Source organism: Paenibacillus ottowii (assembly GCF_050516475.1).
Taxonomy (GTDB): Bacteria; Bacillota; Bacilli; order Paenibacillales; family Paenibacillaceae; genus Paenibacillus; species Paenibacillus ottowii.
In genome coordinates this window covers 2,715,276-2,734,295 of the sequence record NZ_CP191577.1, presented here as the reverse complement: position 1 = coordinate 2,734,295, position 19,020 = coordinate 2,715,276, and the positions used below count along the sequence as shown (strand labels likewise).

General features: G+C 48.8%; 19 protein-coding genes and 1 riboswitch. Of the genes, 17 read left to right on the top strand and 2 right to left on the bottom strand.

The genetic code is table 11. The features are described 5' to 3' along the window. Window positions 1-200 precede the first annotated feature (200 nt). Window positions 201-329, bottom strand: a complete 129-nt coding sequence (locus tag ACQQ6X_RS12810; protein ID WP_010348779.1) for a DUF4023 family protein — start codon at window positions 327-329, stop codon at window positions 201-203. Window positions 330-522: 193 nt separating this feature from the next. On the opposite strand from ACQQ6X_RS12810, the gene ACQQ6X_RS12805 reads away from it, so the two are divergent. The 10 genes from ACQQ6X_RS12805 to purF all read left to right on the top strand — a co-directional run bounded on the left by ACQQ6X_RS12805 (window position 523) and on the right by purF (window position 11,134). After that, window positions 523-786, top strand: coding sequence for a DUF1294 domain-containing protein (locus tag ACQQ6X_RS12805; protein WP_063209713.1), 264 nt, complete (start codon window positions 523-525; stop codon window positions 784-786). A gap of 153 nt (window positions 787-939) precedes the next feature. Continuing rightward, on the top strand, window positions 940-1,374 hold the full coding sequence (locus ACQQ6X_RS12800) for a universal stress protein (protein WP_063209715.1): 435 nt from the start codon (window positions 940-942) through the stop codon (window positions 1,372-1,374). A 350-nt stretch (window positions 1,375-1,724) separates the two neighbouring features. Beyond that, window positions 1,725-1,826, top strand: a riboswitch (purine riboswitch). Between the two features lie 148 nt (window positions 1,827-1,974). Beyond that, entirely contained in the window at window positions 1,975-2,460 is a 486-nt protein-coding gene (purE, locus tag ACQQ6X_RS12795) for a 5-(carboxyamino)imidazole ribonucleotide mutase (RefSeq protein WP_013369467.1), read from the top strand. Next, the gene (gene purK / locus ACQQ6X_RS12790) at window positions 2,457-3,632 is read left to right on the top strand and encodes a 5-(carboxyamino)imidazole ribonucleotide synthase (RefSeq protein ID WP_305165626.1); all 1,176 of its coding nucleotides are present in this window, start codon (window positions 2,457-2,459) and stop codon (window positions 3,630-3,632) included. Before purE ends, purK begins: the two co-directional genes overlap by 4 nt. Before the next feature lie 2 nt (window positions 3,633-3,634). Further along, window positions 3,635-4,933, top strand: coding sequence for an adenylosuccinate lyase (gene purB / locus ACQQ6X_RS12785; RefSeq protein WP_305165625.1), 1,299 nt, complete (start codon window positions 3,635-3,637; stop codon window positions 4,931-4,933). Between the two features lie 634 nt (window positions 4,934-5,567). Further along, on the top strand, window positions 5,568-6,449 hold the full coding sequence (locus ACQQ6X_RS12780; RefSeq protein WP_064795801.1) for a phosphoribosylaminoimidazolesuccinocarboxamide synthase: 882 nt from the start codon (window positions 5,568-5,570) through the stop codon (window positions 6,447-6,449). A gap of 58 nt (window positions 6,450-6,507) precedes the next feature. Then, a complete protein-coding gene (gene purS, locus ACQQ6X_RS12775) occupies window positions 6,508-6,753 on the top strand; it encodes a phosphoribosylformylglycinamidine synthase subunit PurS (RefSeq protein WP_064795802.1) in 246 nt (81 codons plus the stop codon). A 4-nt stretch (window positions 6,754-6,757) separates the two neighbouring features. Then, window positions 6,758-7,447 carry a phosphoribosylformylglycinamidine synthase subunit PurQ gene (gene purQ / locus ACQQ6X_RS12770; RefSeq protein WP_063209725.1) on the top strand — a complete coding sequence of 230 codons (690 nt, stop codon included), beginning with the start codon at window positions 6,758-6,760 and terminating at the stop codon, window positions 7,445-7,447. Beyond that, entirely contained in the window at window positions 7,425-9,668 is a 2,244-nt protein-coding gene (gene purL / locus ACQQ6X_RS12765; protein WP_305165624.1) for a phosphoribosylformylglycinamidine synthase subunit PurL, read from the top strand. Before purQ ends, purL begins: the two co-directional genes overlap by 23 nt. Further along, window positions 9,653-11,134: an amidophosphoribosyltransferase gene (gene purF / locus ACQQ6X_RS12760; protein WP_305165623.1), complete on the top strand. Its 1,482-nt coding sequence runs from the start codon at window positions 9,653-9,655 to the stop codon at window positions 11,132-11,134. The genes purL and purF overlap by 16 nt, the downstream gene beginning before the upstream one ends. A gap of 392 nt (window positions 11,135-11,526) precedes the next feature. Here purF and ACQQ6X_RS12755 read toward each other — a convergent pair whose 3' ends face one another. Next, the gene (locus ACQQ6X_RS12755) at window positions 11,527-11,793 is read right to left on the bottom strand and encodes a hypothetical protein (RefSeq protein ID WP_305165622.1); all 267 of its coding nucleotides are present in this window, start codon (window positions 11,791-11,793) and stop codon (window positions 11,527-11,529) included. 59 nt (window positions 11,794-11,852) lie between these two features. Between ACQQ6X_RS12755 and purM the strand changes: the two genes are divergently transcribed. The 7 genes from purM to ACQQ6X_RS12720 all read left to right on the top strand — a co-directional run bounded on the left by purM (window position 11,853) and on the right by ACQQ6X_RS12720 (window position 19,015). Then, window positions 11,853-12,893 (top strand): phosphoribosylformylglycinamidine cyclo-ligase, encoded by a 1,041-nt coding sequence (gene purM, locus ACQQ6X_RS12750; RefSeq protein WP_305165621.1) that lies wholly within the window; start codon window positions 11,853-11,855, stop codon window positions 12,891-12,893. After that, window positions 12,893-13,507, top strand: a complete 615-nt coding sequence (gene purN, locus ACQQ6X_RS12745) for a phosphoribosylglycinamide formyltransferase (RefSeq protein ID WP_305165620.1) — start codon at window positions 12,893-12,895, stop codon at window positions 13,505-13,507. Before purM ends, purN begins: the two co-directional genes overlap by 1 nt. A gap of 130 nt (window positions 13,508-13,637) precedes the next feature. Further along, window positions 13,638-15,185 carry a bifunctional phosphoribosylaminoimidazolecarboxamide formyltransferase/IMP cyclohydrolase gene (purH, locus tag ACQQ6X_RS12740; protein ID WP_149035446.1) on the top strand — a complete coding sequence of 516 codons (1,548 nt, stop codon included), beginning with the start codon at window positions 13,638-13,640 and terminating at the stop codon, window positions 15,183-15,185. Window positions 15,186-15,249: 64 nt separating this feature from the next. After that, the gene (gene purD / locus ACQQ6X_RS12735; RefSeq protein ID WP_305165619.1) at window positions 15,250-16,515 is read left to right on the top strand and encodes a phosphoribosylamine--glycine ligase; all 1,266 of its coding nucleotides are present in this window, start codon (window positions 15,250-15,252) and stop codon (window positions 16,513-16,515) included. A gap of 124 nt (window positions 16,516-16,639) precedes the next feature. Continuing rightward, window positions 16,640-17,317: a TetR/AcrR family transcriptional regulator gene (locus ACQQ6X_RS12730; RefSeq protein WP_305165618.1), complete on the top strand. Its 678-nt coding sequence runs from the start codon at window positions 16,640-16,642 to the stop codon at window positions 17,315-17,317. Between the two features lie 107 nt (window positions 17,318-17,424). After that, window positions 17,425-18,282 carry a transporter substrate-binding domain-containing protein gene (locus ACQQ6X_RS12725; protein WP_305165617.1) on the top strand — a complete coding sequence of 286 codons (858 nt, stop codon included), beginning with the start codon at window positions 17,425-17,427 and terminating at the stop codon, window positions 18,280-18,282. Between the two features lie 85 nt (window positions 18,283-18,367). Beyond that, window positions 18,368-19,015, top strand: a complete 648-nt coding sequence (locus tag ACQQ6X_RS12720) for an amino acid ABC transporter permease (RefSeq protein WP_305165616.1) — start codon at window positions 18,368-18,370, stop codon at window positions 19,013-19,015. Window positions 19,016-19,020: the final 5 nt, after the last annotated feature.

Below are 19,020 nucleotides of genomic sequence, written 5' to 3'. Positions count from 1 at the left end.
ATATGTAATCGCTTTAATTATATCTGAATGGAAAATATTTGAAAACAAAACAACAAGCAGAAATCTCAAAAAGAGTCTGCTTGTTGTTTGTGGTAAAAAGTGAACAACGGAGTACCTTTAATTTCATTTAATGAGAGTGACAAGGGGGTAGTTGATGTTTTACAGTATTACATGGTTTTATAGTTGAATATAGATCATGCTCAGGGGTTTTTGCTATGCTGTTTTGTTGGCAAGCTGGCGCTGGGAGTTCCTTTTCCTCGTTTACGGTTATGTTCTGCCTTTTTTGCATTTTCTCGCAGTTTCTCAACGTATTCATGGGTGCTTTCCATTACAGTTCCTCCTTTAACGAAAATAGATGCATTCGGGAATTGCCCTCATACCCCGTTACTATTTCCGCAAAAACGTTTTCCCAATCAGAGAAGGCGTTGTTTCTATAAAAGGGGTGAGGTTATAATGAAGGAGAGAGTCCTATATCAGTCCTAATACCTGAAACGGGTACGGTGTGCAAAAGGAGGAGAGACATTGCAGACAGGCTTGTTGGTATGGCTGCTGTTTATCAATGCAGTAGGCTATCTGGTAATGTCGGAGGATAAAAAGAGAGCACGTAAACACCGTGATCGTGTACCTGAACGGACATTATTTTTGCTGGCCCTGATCGGCGGGGCATTGGGTGTACTCATTGCGATGTACCGCAAACGCCATAAAACACGTCATATGAGCTTTAAATTAGGTATTCCTGCGTTGCTATTCATTAACGCATTGCTCTATGGATATTTTTTACGGTAAGGCTGGAGTTTAGCTTCTCACAGGGAAGTTTAATGAGGATTGAGAAGACTATTCTCTCTCGGCTATCACATGATGTAATGAAGTGAACAAACACAGGAATACATAATTTTCGTCTTTTGCTTTAAAAAACTGAATTCGGAAGAGGTGCGCATTATGCTATTTTCAAAAGTGTTGCTTGCTTATGACGGTTCGGATGCATCCAACAAAGCCTTATTGAAGGCGGCTGAATTGGTAAAGGCATCACCCTCCTCGCAGCTTGAGGTTGTAACAGCATTCGATTTTCCGCGGATTTTTATGGGCGAAGGTTTGGCTCCGATTCCAGCTTCGGTGAATAAAGAATATTATGATTTGGCTGAGCAAACTACGGATGAAGTTAAAAAGCGGCTTGCTGAGCAAGGTGTAGATGCCAAGGTGGAGCTGATTCAAGGTTCGCCAGCCGAAGTCATTTTGGATTATGCCAATGAGAATGGCTTCGATGTGATTGTGATCGGCAGTCGCGGTTTGGGTGGTATTCGTGAATTTGTATTGGGTAGCGTAAGTCACAATGTGGTGCAGCATGCGCGCATCCCTGTGCTGGTCGTAAAATAACGGAGTAAAAAAGTAAAAGTCGGATCACTACCTGTACAGGAAGTGCCGGCTTTTTATTTTTGTGAGTAAGATGTATTACTGGCTGTTATCAGTGTAGGTAGAGAAGATAGCTAAATGTAATACAATAGTCCTGAGGTGTGCATATAAAGGGTCCTGTTTTTGTTAAACACGAACATTTAATTGCATCATTATAACAATGTTCGTTTTCAAGTTGACATAGGGTGTAGGGAATTGTTAAACTATGAAGTGTATTGTCGATAAAAAATGAACTTTAGGTACAATTTAATTAGGTACACATGTTGGAGCCGAAACCCATCACGATTATGCTGGAAAAGTATATTGTTTGGTATGGGGTAAGCACAATCCTAACTCGTATAATGCCGGGGATATGGCCCGGAAGTTTCTACCTGGAAACCTTAAATTTCCGGACTACGGGAGACATACGGCTGAAGCCGCATTGGATGCGGTGGAACAGGCTTGCTTTTGGCATGCCTTTAAGAGGCTCTGTCGTTTGTTTTTTCGTAGTCCGGTGTCTTGAAAATAACGTTATTTTCGAGTGCCGGATTTTTGGCGCTTATTGATAAACAGGGAGTGAAGGACATGTCAGTGCAGGTCGCTGTCATTATGGGCAGCACATCAGACTGGGACACCATGCAACACGCATGTGCTGTGCTGGACGAGCTTGAAATCGGATATGAGAAAAAAGTAGTTTCAGCCCATCGTACACCGGATTTAATGTTTCGTTTTGCAGAGGAGGCCGCTGGACGCGGACTAAAGGTCATTATTGCTGGAGCGGGTGGGGCTGCGCATCTGCCGGGTATGGTGGCTGCGAAGACATCCTTGCCAGTGATTGGTGTGCCTGTCCAGTCGAAGGCTCTGAATGGTCTGGACTCCCTGCTCTCCATTGTGCAGATGCCGGGTGGTATTCCAGTTGCCACTGTGGCAATCGGTAAAGCAGGCTCTACCAACGCAGGGCTGCTGGCCGCACAAATCTTAGGTGCCTTTGACGAAAAGATAAGTCAGCGGGTTGTAGCAAGACGTGACCGTATCCGTGACGAGGTACTAGAAGGCAGTGACTCGCTATGAACGAAGCATATAAATCTGCAGGCCAAATTCGCCCTCCCGGCACAGTGATTGGGCTTCTGGGAGGCGGACAACTAGGAAGAATGCTTGTATTAGCTGGAACAAACCTAGGCTATCGCTTCGTGACGTTGGACCCTACACCAGATAGTCCGTGTGGACAGGTATCCGAACAAATCCGTGCTGCTTACGATGATGAGCGCGCGGCCAGAGAGTTGGCTGGACGGTGTGATGTGATCACGTATGAGTTTGAAAATGTGGATGCGGGTGTAGCCGCGCTTTTGGAACAGGAATCGAGTGTACCGCAGGGCAGCAGTCTTTTGTACACGACACAGCATCGTCTGCGGGAAAAGCGTTCTATTGAAGCAGCTGGTGTTCCTGTCGCTCCATATCGCGAAATCAGCAGTTCTGCTGATATGGTTCGAGCGGTAGCTGAACTGGGTGTTCCGTGTGTGCTCAAAACAGCAGTCGGCGGTTATGATGGCAAGGGCCAAGTGGTCATTCGCCAAACAGAGCAAGCCAAAGATGCCTACGAACAACTGGCTGGAGGCGGTGCAGAACTGGTGTTGGAACAGTTCATCCGTTTTCGCTGCGAGATCTCAGTGATTGTAGCTCGCAGTACGAACGGTGAAGCCAAGGCCTTTCCGCCTGCAGAAAACATCCACGTGAACAACATTTTGCACACGTCGATTGTACCCGCACGCGTACCTGAACCAGTTCAGGAGGAAGCACGTAAATTGGCGCTCGCTGTGGCGGAGTCGTTGGGTGCGGTAGGACTGCTCGCTGTGGAGATGTTTGTCACCGAAGAAGGGCAATTATACGTTAATGAGCTGGCACCACGACCCCATAACTCCGGCCACTACACGATGGAGGGATGCGCGACATCGCAATTTGAGCAGCATATACGTGCGATTTGTGGTTTGCCACTGGGTAACACGAAGCTGCTGACTCCGGTTGTGATGGTCAATGTACTGGGTGAGCATTTGGAGGATGTGATTCAGCGTTTCGGACAATCAGACGCTGAAGCTGAAAGATTGAATGTTGTTCCGAAGCTGCATTTGTATGGAAAAAGTGAAGCCAAGCCAGGCCGAAAGATGGGACATATTAATCTACTGTGCCAGGATACGGAACAAGCGCTGGAATGGATTGACCAAACCAATATTTGGGGGAATAAATAGTTATGATCGAACGCTATAGCAGACCGGAAATGAGAGCGATTTGGACGGAAGAAAATAAATTTAAAGCTTGGCTGGAAGTAGAACTGTGTGCCTGTGAAGCATGGGCAGAATTAGGGGTTATCCCAAAAGAAGATACCGTGGCTCTACGCAAAAATGCAAGCTTTGACATTGAACGGATCTATGAAATTGAGCAGGAGACAAGACATGATGTTATTGCTTTTACCCGTACAGTGTCCGAAAGTCTTGGCGACGAGCGCAAATGGGTACATTACGGTCTAACCTCCACAGACGTGGTTGATACGGCCTTGGGTTATCTGTTAAAGCAGGCGAATGAAATTCTGGAACGGGATATTCTGAATTTTATTGAAATTCTGAAGGAAAAAGCATTGGCTTACAAGCACACACCGATGATGGGACGTACACATGGAGTGCATGCTGAGCCGACCACATTCGGACTGAAAATGGCCCTGTGGTATGAGGAAATGAAGCGCAATCTGGAACGTTTTCGCTATGCTGCTGATCAGGTACAATACGGCAAAATGTCTGGTGCAGTTGGAACATACGCCAACATCGATCCTGCTGTGGAAGAATTCGTATGCCGCAAGCTCGGAACCAAGCCTGCTCCGATTTCTACACAAACGCTCCAGCGTGATCGTCATGCTGAATATATGGCTACGTTGGCGTTGATCGCCACATCGTTGGACAAGTTTGCTACAGAAGTCCGTGCCCTGCAAAAGAGTGAATTCCGTGAGGTGGAAGAAGCCTTCGCCAAAGGTCAAAAAGGATCTTCTGCAATGCCGCATAAACGCAATCCGATCGGAAGTGAAAACATCTCCGGTCTGGCACGTGTGATTCGCGGACATATGGTATCGGCGTATGAGAATGTAACGCTGTGGCATGAGCGCGACATTTCGCATTCTTCTGTAGAACGTATCATTCTGCCAGATGCAACGATGCTGTTGAACTACATGCTGAACCGTTTTGGCAATATCGTGAAAAATCTGACGGTCTTCCCTGAAAATATGAAGCGCAATATGGCGCGTACGTATGGTGTGCCATTCTCTGGCCGTATTATGACGAAGCTGATCGATAAGGGCTTCAGCCGTGAAAAAGCGTACGATACTGTACAGCCGCGTGCTATGCAGGCATGGGAAGAGCAACGCCAGTTCCGCGAAATTGTCGAGGCGACTCCGGAAATTACCGCCGTGCTCAGTCCAGATGAAGTCGAGGATGCGTTCAACCCGGCTTGGCATTTGAAGAACGTGGATACGATCTTTAAAAAGCTGGGATTAGGGGAGTAAGAGGAGGTTTGGTGCTTGGAGAGGCTCAGGAGCGTGATGAGGCCGCTGCGCGAACGGATCATTCTTCCGATTGCTGTTGCCCCTGGATTCCTGGATTAGAAAACATGCAAGGGTTGGAATCCAGGGGCAAAGGCAAGCGCTAACGCTTCTCCAGAACGATTCCGTCCGCTCCGCTGCTTCCAGCACCAACCTTCATGTGAGAGCAGAACTAGGGAAGGTGCGGCACATAAGATGCCGCACCTCCCCAAGACCGATAGAAAAGCCGTGTTCCACTGCTTTTCTATCGCAAGACAACGTTCCTGAAAGGACTGCCGAATTTGCGCAGCAAACAGCCCGCAGTCCTCACGAGCACGCACAGGCTCAAGGAGCGAAGCCTTGAGCCACCCGTCCGCACCGACGTAAAAGCGTTGCTGGATGAGGCTTGTTCCAACAAGTCTTCATCCAGCGAAACGCGCTCACCCCATCGTAGCTACAAAATAGACGCCCCACCTTGCTCACCAGCCAACCCTTGCGGGAGTCCCGAGGGCAGCAGCCCTGGGGGTCCTCCCTGAGGGGAGGATTTAGGAGGGGTAAGGTTGATTTGGGAGGGGCAAAGGTTCAAAGAGCAAACTCTTTCAAGAGGAGGAAGTTGTAAATGTCATTGTCTACCGCCGAAGGTCTGATTCATGCGCCGCTCTTGTACAAAGGCAAAGTGCGTGAGTTGTATGATCTCGGAGAACATTTTCTGATTGTCGTGACGGACCGGATTTCGGCTTTTGATTATGTGTTGGAGCCGCCCGTACCGGAAAAAGGAAATGTATTGAACAAGCTCAGTGCTTTCTGGTTTGAACAGACGAAAGACCTGCTGGAAAACCATGTCGTGCATACCGATGTAGATAAGCTCGGACATGTCATCGACGAACAGCATAAAGAGCTGCTAAAGGACCGGATCATGGTCACGCTGAAGGCTGAACGCATCGACATCGAGTGTGTGGTGCGCGGATATATTACCGGAGGCGGCTGGCGTCAGTATGAGCAGACCGGTGAGGTGAACGGTATTCCATTGCCCAAGGGGCTACGTAAGAATGAACGTTTTCCCAAGCCTTTATTTACACCGGCTGCCAAAAACGATGTCGGTCACGATGAGGACATTTCCCTTCACCAAATGAAAGAGCTGGTCGGGGCCCAGCTAACCGGTGAGCTTGAGGAAAAAAGCTTGGCATTGTACGAATTTGCGCGTGCTTTCTGCGAAAAGCGGGGAATCATTTTAGCGGATTGCAAGTTTGAGTTTGGTCTTGTTGATGGCAAGGTGATTTTGATTGACGAAATTTTCACCCCAGACTCATCTCGTTTCTGGGCACAGGAGAAGTATGAACTGGATGTGGAGATTGACAGCATGGACAAGGAGCCGGTGCGAAGCTATTTGGCATCTTCCGGTTGGGACAAGAATAGCAAGCCTGCTCCGTTGCCTGCTGAGGTCGTAGAAGAAACAACTGCAAGATATACGGATATTTGGCGGCGTCTGACGGCACAGTAAATAGTAATCATAATTCAACCAATAGGATTCACTCATTCGGAGGAGGAACTGAAGGAACATGATGAAAGCAACGGTCTATGTCACGATTAAGCAAAGCGTTTTGGACCCGCAAGGGGTTGCGGTGCAGGGCGCACTGCATTCTATGGGTTTCGGAGAAGTGGAAGGCGTCAGAATTGGTAAGTATATGGAACTGAATCTGGATACAACAGACCGCGAGAGTGCAGAGAAACGCATCATCGAGATGTGTGAAAAGCTGTTGGCCAACACGGTCATTGAAGACTACCGCTACGAACTGGAGGGCTGATTCCATGAAATTTGCAGTTCTGGTTTTTCCGGGCTCCAACTGTGATATTGACTGCTATAAGGCGATAGAGGACACGGTCGGTGAACCTGTCGATTATGTGTGGCATACTGCAACGGATCTGTCACCTTACGATTGTATTCTTGTTCCGGGAGGCTTCTCCTACGGGGATTATCTGCGCTGCGGTGCGATTTCCCGGTTTGCCCCGGTGATGAAGGAAGTAGCCAAGGCGGCTGCCGAAGGCAAATATATTTTGGGGATTTGCAACGGTTTTCAAATTTTGACCGAAGCCGGGCTATTGCCAGGAGCTTTGCGCCGTAATATGTCGATGAAATTCCTATGCCGGGATACGGTGTTGCAGGTTGCGAATAACCAAACGCCTTTTACAAGAGACTATGCTGCTGGTGAAGAGATCATTATTCCAATCGCACATGGTGAAGGAAACTATTACTGTGATGATGAGACGCTGGCTCGTTTGCAGGCGAACAATCAGATCGTATTTACGTATAAAGATAATCCCAACGGTTCCGTGACCGATATTGCAGGGATTTGTAATGAACAAGGTAACGTGCTGGGCATGATGCCCCACCCGGAACGTGCGGTGAACGCATTGCTTGGCACGGATGACGGCAAACGTATGTTTACATCTATTTTGAATGCTTGGAGGGATCGTCATGGCGCAGCAAGTGTCCGCTAAGGAACCGACGGCAGAGCAGGTTGCCGAACATAAACTGTATCAGCAGATGGGTGTTTCGGACAGTGAATATGCGCTGATCTGTGAATTCATGGGACGTCAGCCGAATTATACGGAGATTGGCGTGTTCAGTGTGATGTGGTCAGAGCATTGTGCTTACAAAAACTCCAAGCCGTTGCTGAGACGTTTCCCGACGAGCGGTCCGCGAGTTCTGATGGGACCCGGTGAAGGAGCAGGGATTGTAGATATTGGAGACAACCAAGCGGTTGTATTTAAAATCGAAAGTCATAACCATCCATCTGCTGTAGAGCCTTTTCAAGGGGCAGCGACTGGGGTAGGCGGCATTATCCGTGACATTTTCTCCATGGGTGCAAGACCTGTTGCGGTGCTGAACTCTTTGCGTTTTGGCAAGCTGGAGAGCGACCGTGTGAAATATCTGTTCGAGCATGTGGTATCCGGTATTGCAGGCTATGGAAACTGTATCGGTATTCCGACCGTAGGCGGCGAGGTTGTATTTGATGAAAGCTATGAGGGTAACCCACTCGTTAATGCCATGTGTGTCGGACTGATTGACCATGATAAAATCCAGCGTGGTGTGGCAAAAGGGGTCGGCAATCCGGTGTTTTATGTGGGTCCGCCGACAGGTCGTGACGGGATTCACGGAGCAACCTTTGCCTCTGTTGAGCTGACCGAGGAATCCGAAGCGAATCGCACTGCAGTTCAAGTAGGCGATCCATTTATGGAGAAGCTGGTTATGGAATCATGTTTGGAACTGATCGACAGCGGTATTGTGCTAGGTATTCAGGATATGGGCGCAGCGGGACTTACCTGCTCCAGTGCGGAAATGGCAAGCAAGGCGGGCAACGGTCTTGAGTTGTATCTCGATCAGGTACCACAACGTGAAGAGGGCATGACCCCTTATGAAATGATGCTGTCTGAATCACAGGAAAGAATGCTGTTCGTAGTGGAGCCTAAGGATGAAGCACAGGCGCTTGAAATTTTCGAACGTTGGGGCGTGATTTGTGCCAAGGTCGGCAAGGTAACGGATGATGGACGTTTGCGTTTGTTCCATCACGGTGAAGTGGTGGGTGATATGCCAGTGACGGCGCTGGTAGATGAGTGCCCGATCTATGACAAGCCTTCCGAAGTTCCTGCTTATTATGAGCAAAATGCTGCGGTTGACACATTGCGTTACCCAGAAGTGACCGATTTGAACGGTGCGCTGAAAAAGGTGCTTTCATCGCCAAGTGTAGCCAGCAAGAAATGGGTATACGAGCAGTATGATTACATGGTTCGCACCAGTACGGCTGTTCGTCCGGGCTCAGATGCGGCTGTAGTGACTGTACACGGCACGCGCAAGGGACTTGCGATGACCACGGATTGTAACGGACGTTATGTATACCTGGACCCTGAGGTAGGCGGACGGATCGCAGTCAGCGAAGCCGCACGTAACATTGTATGCTCTGGCGGCGAACCGTTGGCGATTACGGACAATCTCAACTTCGGTAACCCTGAAAAGCCGGATATTTTCTGGCAAATGGAAAAAGCCGTTGACGGTATGGCAGAAGCTTGCCGTGTGCTGGATACTCCTGTCATCGGCGGAAATGTCAGCTTGTACAACGAGAATGCCAAAGGTGCAATTTATCCAACGCCTGTAGTCGGCATGGTCGGTCTGGTACATGATACTGATCATATTACGACACAAGGCTTCAAAGCCGAAGGCGACGTCATTTTCCTGGTGGGAGAAACGAAGGCTGAGCTGGGAGGCAGTGAGTTTCAGGCTGTCGTGCACGGTGTATCCGAAGGACGTCCGCCTGAGCTGGATTTGAATGTAGAGAAAAAACTGCTGAACGCAGTACTGGGAGCGATTCAGGCTGGATTGGTACAATCCGCACATGATCTCGCAGAAGGCGGATTGGCTGTAGCGCTTGCCGAATCTGGAATTAGCGGCGGATTGGGAGCACAGGTCAACGTAGAAACGTCTTTGCGTCCTGACCATGCGTTGTTCAGCGAAAGTCAATCCCGCATTTTGTTATCCGCATCGCCGGATAAAGCGTCTGCGCTGGAGGCACATCTCCGTGGTTTGGAAGTGCCAGTTACCGTATTGGGAAAAGTTGAAGGATCACAATTGACAGTTGAGGTGAACGGACAACCCGCTTTGAACGAGGCAGTTGCTAGTTTGAAGCAAATCTGGGAGGATGTCATTCCATGTCTGATGAAATAACAGCACGGACGTTGTGGACTGGAGATTATTATAATGAGGGCTCTGGTAAAGAGGGGCTGTTTGATAAATTAAAGGAGGAATGCGGCGTGTTCGGGGTGTACAGACACTCCGATGCCGCTTCCTTAGCTTATTACGGCTTACATGCGCTTCAGCATCGTGGTGAGGAAAGTGCAGGGATCTGTGTGAGCAGTGGCGACGAGTTCCATTATCATCGTGGAATGGGACTTGTCAAAGAAGTATTTAATAAAGACCTGCTGGCTTCGTTGACAGGCGATATTGCCATAGGGCATGTGCGCTATTCGACAAGTGGAGATAGTAAGCTGACGAATGCACAGCCTTTGGTGTTCAAGTATCGTGATGGTGATCTGGCGGTAGCGACAAACGGTAATATCGTGAATGCTTTGCAAATCCGGCATGAGTTGGAGCAGGGTGGGTCTATTTTTCAAACGACCAGCGATACCGAAGTAGTAGCTCATTTGATCGCACGGTCGTCCAAGGATTTAGTGGAGGCTGCCAAGGATGCATTAAAACGTATTGTCGGTGGGTTTGCATTCCTTATTATGACCAATGACAAGCTGCTTGTGGCTTCTGATCCCAACGGCTTGCGTCCATTGACGATGGGCAGATTGGGAGATGCATATCTGTTTGCATCCGAGTCCTGTGCTTTGGAAACGATTGGTGCAGAGCTGTTGCGTGATATCGAGCCAGGTGAGCTGCTCGTTCTGGATAAAAATGGACTGCATGAAGACCGTTATACCGAAGAGAAGCAGCGTAAAGCGCTGTGTGCGATGGAGTATATTTATTTTGCTCGTCCTGACAGTGATTTGAACGGGGCTAATCTTCATGCTGCACGCAAACGGATGGGTAGCCAACTGGCGTTGGAGGCTTTTGTCGATGCTGATTTGGTTACCGGTGTACCGGATTCCAGTATTTCGGCTGCAATTGGTTATGCAGAGCAAACAGGTATTCCTTATGAACTGGGCATGATTAAAAATAAATATACCGGTCGTACCTTCATTCAACCGAGTCAGGAGCTGCGCGAGCAGGGTGTGAAAATGAAACTGAGCGCCGTACGTCGTGTGGTTGAAGGTAAGCGGGTCATTATGATCGACGACTCTATCGTTCGGGGCACCACGTCTCGTCGAATCGTAAATATGCTGCGGGATGCGGGCGCGTTGGAAGTACATGTACGTATTACCTCGCCGCCTTTCAAAAACCCGTGCTTCTACGGGATCGACACGCCGGACCGTCGGGAACTGATCGCTTCGTCCAAAACCGTTGAGGAAATTCGCCAAGAGATTAACGCTGACTCGCTTTACTTTATGAGCGCCGAGGGGTTGATTGCCGCAGTAGGCGGACATAACGAACAGGATTACAAAGGCGGTTTGTGCCTGGCTTGTTTCGATAACGATTATCCGACTCAGGTAGATTTCAAAGGTGAAGAAAAGTTCGGGTGTAGTTGTTAGTATAGGGAACAAAAGAGGTACAGTCGGTGCATGGTGTAGGTGAAGGTGGTTCTGAGGGGTTGAGGGGGCCACTCCGCGTATGGAAGGTTCTTACGATCGCTGTTGCCGCTGGATTCTTGGACTGGAATGACCCCTTACAGGGTTAGAATCCAGCGGCAAAGGCGAACGCTGCGCTTCTCCAGAATCCTTCCACCCGCTGCGTTCCTCAGGTGTGCATCACTTTACAGCAGTGCCTGTACCTCTTCTGTTCCCACGGAGAAGAGGATAGGTAAGGCAGTTAAAAACTCATGGCATAACTATTTCATGCCATGAGTTTTTAACGGGCGGCTGTAAAGCCGCCCTTGAGCCAGCGAAGCGAGGCTCAGGCAGCAGGCTGGGCGAAGCGGCCTGCCTCAAGGGGCAAAGAAGTAAGCCACCCGTTGGCGTTGCTCACTTCTTTGCCCAGCACGTTCCCGCCTTTGTGAAGCAAATAGCCCGGGACGTGCCCTCGCCGCCATTATCAAAGGCGGCCACGCACCAAAGCGTGTCCTTGTCATTTGCGGATATGACCCGCGAATGACAATGGAAAACACGCGACTCACAGCACGAACCACCACCAAGCAGCACCCAATCCTACGCATCTGACCGACTCTTGAGGGGTCCAGGGGGAGCAGCCCCATGGAATCCTCCCTGCTAGGGAGGACTTAGGAGGGTCAATCATTTGAAGGAGTGTTCATGAATGTCCGAAGCATACAAAAACGCAGGGGTAGATATCGCTGCCGGTAATGAAGCAGTAGAACGGATGAAAAAGCACGTCAAACGTACCTTCCGTCCGGAAGTGCTCACGGACTTGGGCGGATTCGGTGCGTTGTTCGGTTTGAATAAAGATAAGTACGAGGAGCCTGTACTCGTTTCCGGCACTGACGGTGTCGGCACGAAGCTGAAGCTTGCCTTCGCAATGGATCGCCATGACACCATAGGTATTGATGCAGTTGCGATGTGCGTAAACGATATTGTCGTCGGGGGCGCGGAGCCACTCTTTTTTCTCGATTATCTCGCCTGTGACAAGGTTATACCTGAGAAAATCGAAGCGATTGTCGCGGGTATTGCAGAGGGCTGCCATCAATCGGGGTGTGCATTGGTCGGTGGTGAAACTGCAGAAATGCCGGGGATGTACAGTGAGGGCGAATATGATATTGCCGGATTCACTGTCGGCATTGTAGATAAGAGCAAAATCATTAACGGCAGTTCCATTGCTCCTGGAGATACTGTAATCGGACTGGCTTCCAGTGGAGTTCACAGTAATGGCTTTTCCCTGGTTCGCAAGCTGTTATTGGAACAAGAAGGCTATGATTTGCATGATGAAATCGAGGGCTTGAACGGCAGACTGGGCGATGTATTGCTGGAGCCGACGAAAATTTATGTAAAATCTGTGTTGGCACTGCTGGATAAAGTAAAAGTAAAAGGCATGGCGCATATCACGGGTGGCGGTTTTATTGAAAATATCCCTAGAGTGTTACCGGATCACGTTAATGTGGATATACAGTACGGCACTTGGCCGATTCTGCCGATCTTCCAGCTCATGCAGGAAAAAGGCCAAATTTCCAACAAAGACATGTTCACGACCTTCAATATGGGGATTGGAATGGTGATTGTTGTCGGTGCAGAGCATGCACAGACCGCACTGGAAGTTCTGAAGGAACAGGGTGAAGCTGCGTATGTGATCGGAAAAGTAACGGAAGGCAGCTCTATCGTGACCTTTACGGGAGCCGAGGTATAATGAGCAATTACCGAATTGCTGTTTTTGCATCAGGAGAAGGGACGAACTTTCAGGCTTTGGTGGATGCGGCTGCGCGGGGTGAACTGGGCGGGGCCTCGGTAGAACTGCTCATCTGTGACAAGCCTGCGGCTCCTGCTGTAACTAGAGCACAGAAAGCTGGAATTGCCTGTCATACTTTTCGCCCTAAGGAATACCCTACCCGAGAAGACTATGAGCGTGAATTAGTGGCTTTGCTGGAGCAGAAATCGATTGATCTTGTCGTGCTGGCAGGCTACATGCGTTTGTTATCCAGTGTTATGGTTGATGCGTACGCTGGGAAAATCATTAATATTCATCCGTCCCTGCTACCGGCATTTCCAGGCAAAGATGCTGTTGGACAGGCATTGGCCTATGGGGTGAAGGTAAGTGGAGTCACCGTCCATTTTGTGGACGGGGGGATGGATACTGGGGCGATTATTGCCCAACGTGTCGTGGAGGTTCACGATCATGATACAGCGGAATCCTTATCCGCAGCCATTCAATCCGTGGAGCGTCAGCTATATCCAGAGGTAGTTGGCAGACTGGCCCAAGGCAAAATCCAATTGAATGGCCGCAAGGTGAGCTCACTTCTCTAAAGATAACTGTAATTTGTCATATCATTGTCCTAACAAGGATACTGTACAGGCATTTTCCGATATTTCTCGGGAAATAAATTAATAGAAGAGAAATTTGCGAAATTCTGAAAGAGCTAAAGGAGGAGACAGGGTGAGTATTAAAAGAGCGCTCGTCAGCGTATCAGATAAACGGGGAATCGTAGAGTTTTGCCGTGAGTTGTCCAAATTGGGTGTGGAGATCGTTTCGACAGGGGGAACGAGCAGCTTGTTGTCGAAGGAGGGCATTCCTGTCATCGGCATTTCAGAGGTAACAGGATTTCCAGAAATTATGGATGGACGTGTTAAAACACTCCACCCTGCGGTACACAGCGGTTTGCTGGCTGTTCGGGATAATGAAGAACATCAGCGTCAGATGAAGGAACTTGGATTGGATTATATAGACCTGGTCGTTGTGAATCTGTATCCTTTTGCGGAAACGATCGCCAAACCCGGTGTAACCTATGAGGATGCGATTGAAAATATCGACATCGGCGGTCCAACGATGCTCCGTTCAGCGGCAAAAAATCATGCTTTTGTCAGTGTAGTGGTCGATGCGGATGACTATAGCACTGTACTGGAGGAAATACGTAAGGATGGAGACACAGAGCTAAATACCCGTAAACGTTTGGCTGCAAAAGTGTTCCGTCATACGGCGGCATACGACGCTTTGATTTCCGATTATTTGTCGAATGTGACAGGTGATCCGTTGCCTGAGCGTTACACTGTAACCTATGAAAAAATTCAGGATTTGCGTTATGGAGAGAATCCTCATCAACAGGCGGCATTTTACCGTGAGCCATTGGCGGCCAAGGGTACATTGACAACTGCGAAGCAACTTCACGGCAAAGAGTTGTCTTACAATAATATCAATGACGCTAATGCAGCCCTGCAAATTGTCAAAGAATTCAGCGAGCCGACAGTAGTCGCAGTTAAGCATATGAATCCTTGCGGTGTAGGGATTGGCGGCAGTATTTATGAAGCGTACAGCAAAGCTTACGCAGCAGATCCGACCTCGATTTTTGGTGGCATCGTCGCGGCTAACCGGATTATAGACGGCGATACGGCGAACAAGCTGAGTGAAATCTTTTTGGAGATTATACTGGCACCGGGCTTCACTAAAGAAGCATTGGAGATTTTAACGAAAAAGAAAAATATTCGTTTGCTTGATCTGGGTGAGCTTTCCCCGGCTGAGCAGGCAAAGAGCCGCTACGTCGTGACTTCTATTGAAGGTGGTATGGTTGTCCAGCAAAATGATGTTCACGCTGTAGACCCGGATGCACTTACGGTTGTAACTGAGCGCGCTCCATCCGAGGAGGAACTGAAACAACTTTTGTTTAGCTGGAAAGTGGTTAAGCATGTGAAATCCAACGCCATCGTACTGGCGGCAGATAATATGACCATTGGCGTAGGCGCAGGACAAATGAACCGTGTCGGAGCGGCCAAGATTGCGATTGAACAGGCTGGTGACAAAGCAAAAGGTGCCGTACTGGCATCGGATGCATTTTTCCCGATGGGCGATACGTTGGAGCTAGCAGCTAAAGCGGGCATCACGGCAGTCATTCAGCCGGGCGGCTCCATCAAAGATGAAGAATCCATCAAAGTTGCTAACGAATATGGCATTGCTATGGTCTTTACAGGCGTACGCCATTTCAAGCACTAAGTTGCGTGAGTTGTAAATGCAGCACACCTGAACGATCATACTGGGAGCGGGAGGAATCACCTGAATGGATATTTTGGTTATCGGCGGGGGCGGCCGCGAACATGCAATTGTGTGGGCGCTGAAGAAAAGCCCAAAGGCCGGACGAATCTATTGTGCGCCAGGCAATGCTGGTATCGGACAATTAGCGGAGTGTGTGCCGATTCCGGTGAGTGAGTTTGACGCATTGACAGAACTGGCTGAATCCAAAAAGGTCGGACTTGTCGTGGTGGGTCCGGATGATCCGCTGGCAGACGGCATTGTGGATGCCTTTGAAGCTAAAGGCATTCCAGTATTCGGACCGCGTAAAAATGCGGCGGAAATCGAAGGCAGCAAAATCTTCATGAAGGATTTGCTGCACAAATATCACATTCCGACAGCAGCTTATCGCAAATTTTATACCTATGAGGAAGCACATGCCTATTTGAAGGAACAGTCTATTCCGGTGGTCATTAAGGCGGACGGATTGGCAGCAGGCAAAGGCGTGACAGTTGCTTACTCAATGGAAGAAGCGGAAAAGGCGCTGTCCGATATTATGGTAGCGAAGGTTTTTGGTGAAGCGGGTGCACAGGTCGTGATCGAGGAGTTCCTCGCTGGACAGGAAATGTCGATTCTCTCCTTTGTGGATGGGGAAACGGTTCGTCCAATGGCAGCGGCCCAAGATCACAAGCCGGTATTTGATGGTGACAAAGGACCGAACACAGGTGGCATGGGCACGTATTCCCCACTGCCTCACATAGCTGATTCTATTATTGAGGAAGCCATTGAGACGATTATTAAGCCGACGGCCAAGGCGATGGTTGCTGAAGGACGCCCGTTCCGTGGGGTGTTATTCGCCGGGCTGATGATTTCGCCAGACGGCAAGCCGAAGACGATTGAATTTAATGCACGTTTTGGTGATCCAGAAACACAAGTCGTATTGCCTCGACTGAAATCCGACTTGCTTGATATTTTCCTCGCTGCCGTGAACGGCACGCTGGATCAGGTGGAGATCGAGTGGAAGGATGAGGCCGCAGTGTGTGTGGTGCTGGCATCCGGAGGTTATCCTGCAGCTTACGCCAAAGGGATACCTATCCATGGACTGGATCAGGCAGACGAAGCTATCGTGTTCCATGCTGGAACAGGTATCAACGAACAGGGTCAGTGGGTCACGAACGGCGGACGCGTGTTAGGCGTGGTGGGCCTGGGACGTGATATTGCCGAGGCACGGGATAAAGCTTACGAACAAGCGGCCCGCATTACCTTTGAAGGCAAGCAAAACCGTACAGACATTGCAGCAAAAGCGTTGCTATAACAGCAATATGTAGGAAAAAGAGGACCTCTGCGGAGGTTCTCTTTTTCGTTTGACAAAAGTATACTTATCCTATAGGATTAAAAATACAAAACTGACTGACTGATCAATCGGGAGGAGGAAACCGATGCAGCCACGCAAGGCGAAACAACCCAAAACCCCTTCGAATGAACCACCTGTTGATCACGGTGGAGAAGAAACAGACCGCAGAACACAGCTACTTCACATTGCGTTAAAGCGGTTCGCCGAGCAGGGTTACCACCAAACGAAGATTTCAGATATCGTGGTGGAGGCAGGAGTAGCTCAAGGCACATTTTATTGGCATTTTAAAAGTAAAGAAGCCTTGGCGCTGGAGATTATCGCAACAGGTCGTGAACAACTGCTGTCAGCGATCGGGCAGGGGTATCGCCGTGATGCGGGAACGCTGGCTGATATGGTTAAGGCATCAGAAGCACTGTTTGTTCGGCTATTTCATTTTGCCTTGGAGAACCGTTATCTGATGGGTTTGCTGCTAATCGGCAGTGGTGTCGATGAACCCGTGCGGCAGAGCATCCGTGAGACCAGAACTGCGATGGAGCTTGCATTCCGGCGCAATATGGAGCGAGCGATTGAGCTGAACATGCTGCCTGCCGAATTAGATGTCGAATTAAGGGCAGCCCTACTTATGAGCATGATTGAAGGTGTCATTATACGCTGGCTATTCGGTTCAGAGGGAACACATGACCACATCAAGCAGGTATCGGCTACAAGATTGGCAGAAGAGGCTGCTAATTTTGAATTTTACGGACTACTAGGCCAAAGCTAGTAGACGGTCAACATCGCATCGCATGAATGAGTAGTTGGTAACAAATAATATAGCCAAATTACACATATATACTTAAACATTTACATCTAGACAGGAGAGAACGACATATGAAAACACGTAAAAAAGGGTTCTTGGTGACCACACTCATGGCTCTGGCATTGTTCAGCCTTGTGCTGAGCGCTTGTGGGACAAAGCCAGAAGCTTCTAATACTAGCAATGGAGCAGGCAGCAGTAATGAGGCAGCCGCCAATCAGCTAGAGGCCATCAAGAAGGCCGGTGTAATGAAGGTTGGGATGATGGGGACTTATCCGCCGTACAATTTTTTGAACGACAACAAGGAATTGGACGGGTTTGATGTAGATATTGCCAAAGAATTGGCGAAACGAATTGGAGTAAAAGCGGAGTTCACGGCCCAAGAATTTTCGGGACTGATTCCAAGTTTGCAAAAGAAAAAATTCGATGCAGTGGTTAGCCAGGTGGCGATTACAGGGGATCGTAAGAAGGCCATTGACTTCACAGATCCCTATATCACCAATAATGTGAATATTATCGTGAACAGCAAAACAAATGACATTACGAAGCTGGAAGATTTTAAAGGCAAAACGATTGGTGTCGGCCTGGGGACGAATGATGAATCTTACCTGCGCAACGAGGTGTTGCCGAAGGTAGGCGATTTTGAGATCAAAACCTATGATGATGTCATTACTTCATTGAAGGATCTGAACTCTGGTCGTATTGATGCAACCATTAACAATCTGTATGCTCTCAAGCCCATCATCGACAAAAACGGGTTCCAAATTAAAGCCGTAGGTGAACCGGTTAAATCAGATCAAGCGGCTGTAGCTATTAACCAGAATACTCCTGAGCTCAAGGAAGCCTTGAACAAGGCTCTGAAGGAAATGAAGGCAGACGGCACTTACAAAACCATTTTCAAAAAATGGTTTGGCGAGGAGCCAAAAGAATAACGTAAGCTTGTTACAGACGTCTGGCTCCAGTCTTGGCTTTTATGCTGACATGGGGCCACTCGTCTGAAAGAAGGGAATATAACCGATGCTTGAATTAATGTGGGAGAACGTCCCCTTTTTATTGAAGGGTGCTTATTATACGCTGTATATAACGATTGTTTCTATGCTTTTTGGTCTAATCATCGGTCTGGTTGTTGCTGTAGCCCGACTGAAAGGCAATCGACCTATTCGTTGGCTGGCCCGTATGTATGTATCGCTCATCCGGGGAACGCCGGTTTTGGTGCAGATTGCAGTCATTTATTATGGATTGGATGATTACGGAATATCATTCGGATCGCTGACGGCTGCTTGTCTTGCACTTAGTATTAATACAGGGGCGTACTTATCGGAGACGTTCCGTGGAGCTATTTTAGCCGTACCGAAGGGACAGACTGAGGCCGCTTATGCTACGGGAATGTCGCCTGGTCAAACGATGTGGCGTATCATTCTTCCTCAGGCATTACGCATTGCAATTGCACCTATGGGGAACACGTTCGTGGGTATGCTAAAAGAAACGTCGCTTGTGTCGGTTATCGGGGTCAGTGAATTGATGCGACAGGCACAGCTTTTACAGGCGCAGTATTTGCGCTACATGCCGTTTTTGCTCGAAATTGCCTTGATGTACTGGATTATGAGCATTGGATTCTCCGCTATACTGGAGCGGGTGGAAAAGCGTCTGGCTCGAGCTTACTAAGGTGG

What these genes read in the sequence shown, in the direction of transcription:
- ACQQ6X_RS12810 (WP_010348779.1), bottom strand. Translation starts at nt 329, where the DNA reads ATGGAAAGCACCCATGAATACGTTGAGAAACTGCGAGAAAATGCAAAA.
- ACQQ6X_RS12800 (WP_063209715.1), top strand. Translation starts at nt 940, where the DNA reads ATGCTATTTTCAAAAGTGTTGCTTGCTTATGACGGTTCGGATGCATCC.
- purE (WP_013369467.1), top strand. Translation starts at nt 1,975, where the DNA reads ATGTCAGTGCAGGTCGCTGTCATTATGGGCAGCACATCAGACTGGGAC.
- purK (WP_305165626.1), top strand. Translation starts at nt 2,457, where the DNA reads ATGAACGAAGCATATAAATCTGCAGGCCAAATTCGCCCTCCCGGCACA.
- purB (WP_305165625.1), top strand. Translation starts at nt 3,635, where the DNA reads ATGATCGAACGCTATAGCAGACCGGAAATGAGAGCGATTTGGACGGAA.
- ACQQ6X_RS12780 (WP_064795801.1), top strand. Translation starts at nt 5,568, where the DNA reads ATGTCATTGTCTACCGCCGAAGGTCTGATTCATGCGCCGCTCTTGTAC.
- purS (WP_064795802.1), top strand. Translation starts at nt 6,508, where the DNA reads ATGATGAAAGCAACGGTCTATGTCACGATTAAGCAAAGCGTTTTGGAC.
- purQ (WP_063209725.1), top strand. Translation starts at nt 6,758, where the DNA reads ATGAAATTTGCAGTTCTGGTTTTTCCGGGCTCCAACTGTGATATTGAC.
- purL (WP_305165624.1), top strand. Translation starts at nt 7,425, where the DNA reads ATGGCGCAGCAAGTGTCCGCTAAGGAACCGACGGCAGAGCAGGTTGCC.
- purF (WP_305165623.1), top strand. Translation starts at nt 9,653, where the DNA reads ATGTCTGATGAAATAACAGCACGGACGTTGTGGACTGGAGATTATTAT.
- ACQQ6X_RS12755 (WP_305165622.1), bottom strand. Translation starts at nt 11,793, where the DNA reads ATGGGGCTGCTCCCCCTGGACCCCTCAAGAGTCGGTCAGATGCGTAGG.
- purM (WP_305165621.1), top strand. Translation starts at nt 11,853, where the DNA reads ATGTCCGAAGCATACAAAAACGCAGGGGTAGATATCGCTGCCGGTAAT.
- purN (WP_305165620.1), top strand. Translation starts at nt 12,893, where the DNA reads ATGAGCAATTACCGAATTGCTGTTTTTGCATCAGGAGAAGGGACGAAC.
- purD (WP_305165619.1), top strand. Translation starts at nt 15,250, where the DNA reads ATGGATATTTTGGTTATCGGCGGGGGCGGCCGCGAACATGCAATTGTG.
- ACQQ6X_RS12730 (WP_305165618.1), top strand. Translation starts at nt 16,640, where the DNA reads ATGCAGCCACGCAAGGCGAAACAACCCAAAACCCCTTCGAATGAACCA.
- ACQQ6X_RS12725 (WP_305165617.1), top strand. Translation starts at nt 17,425, where the DNA reads ATGAAAACACGTAAAAAAGGGTTCTTGGTGACCACACTCATGGCTCTG.
- ACQQ6X_RS12720 (WP_305165616.1), top strand. Translation starts at nt 18,368, where the DNA reads ATGCTTGAATTAATGTGGGAGAACGTCCCCTTTTTATTGAAGGGTGCT.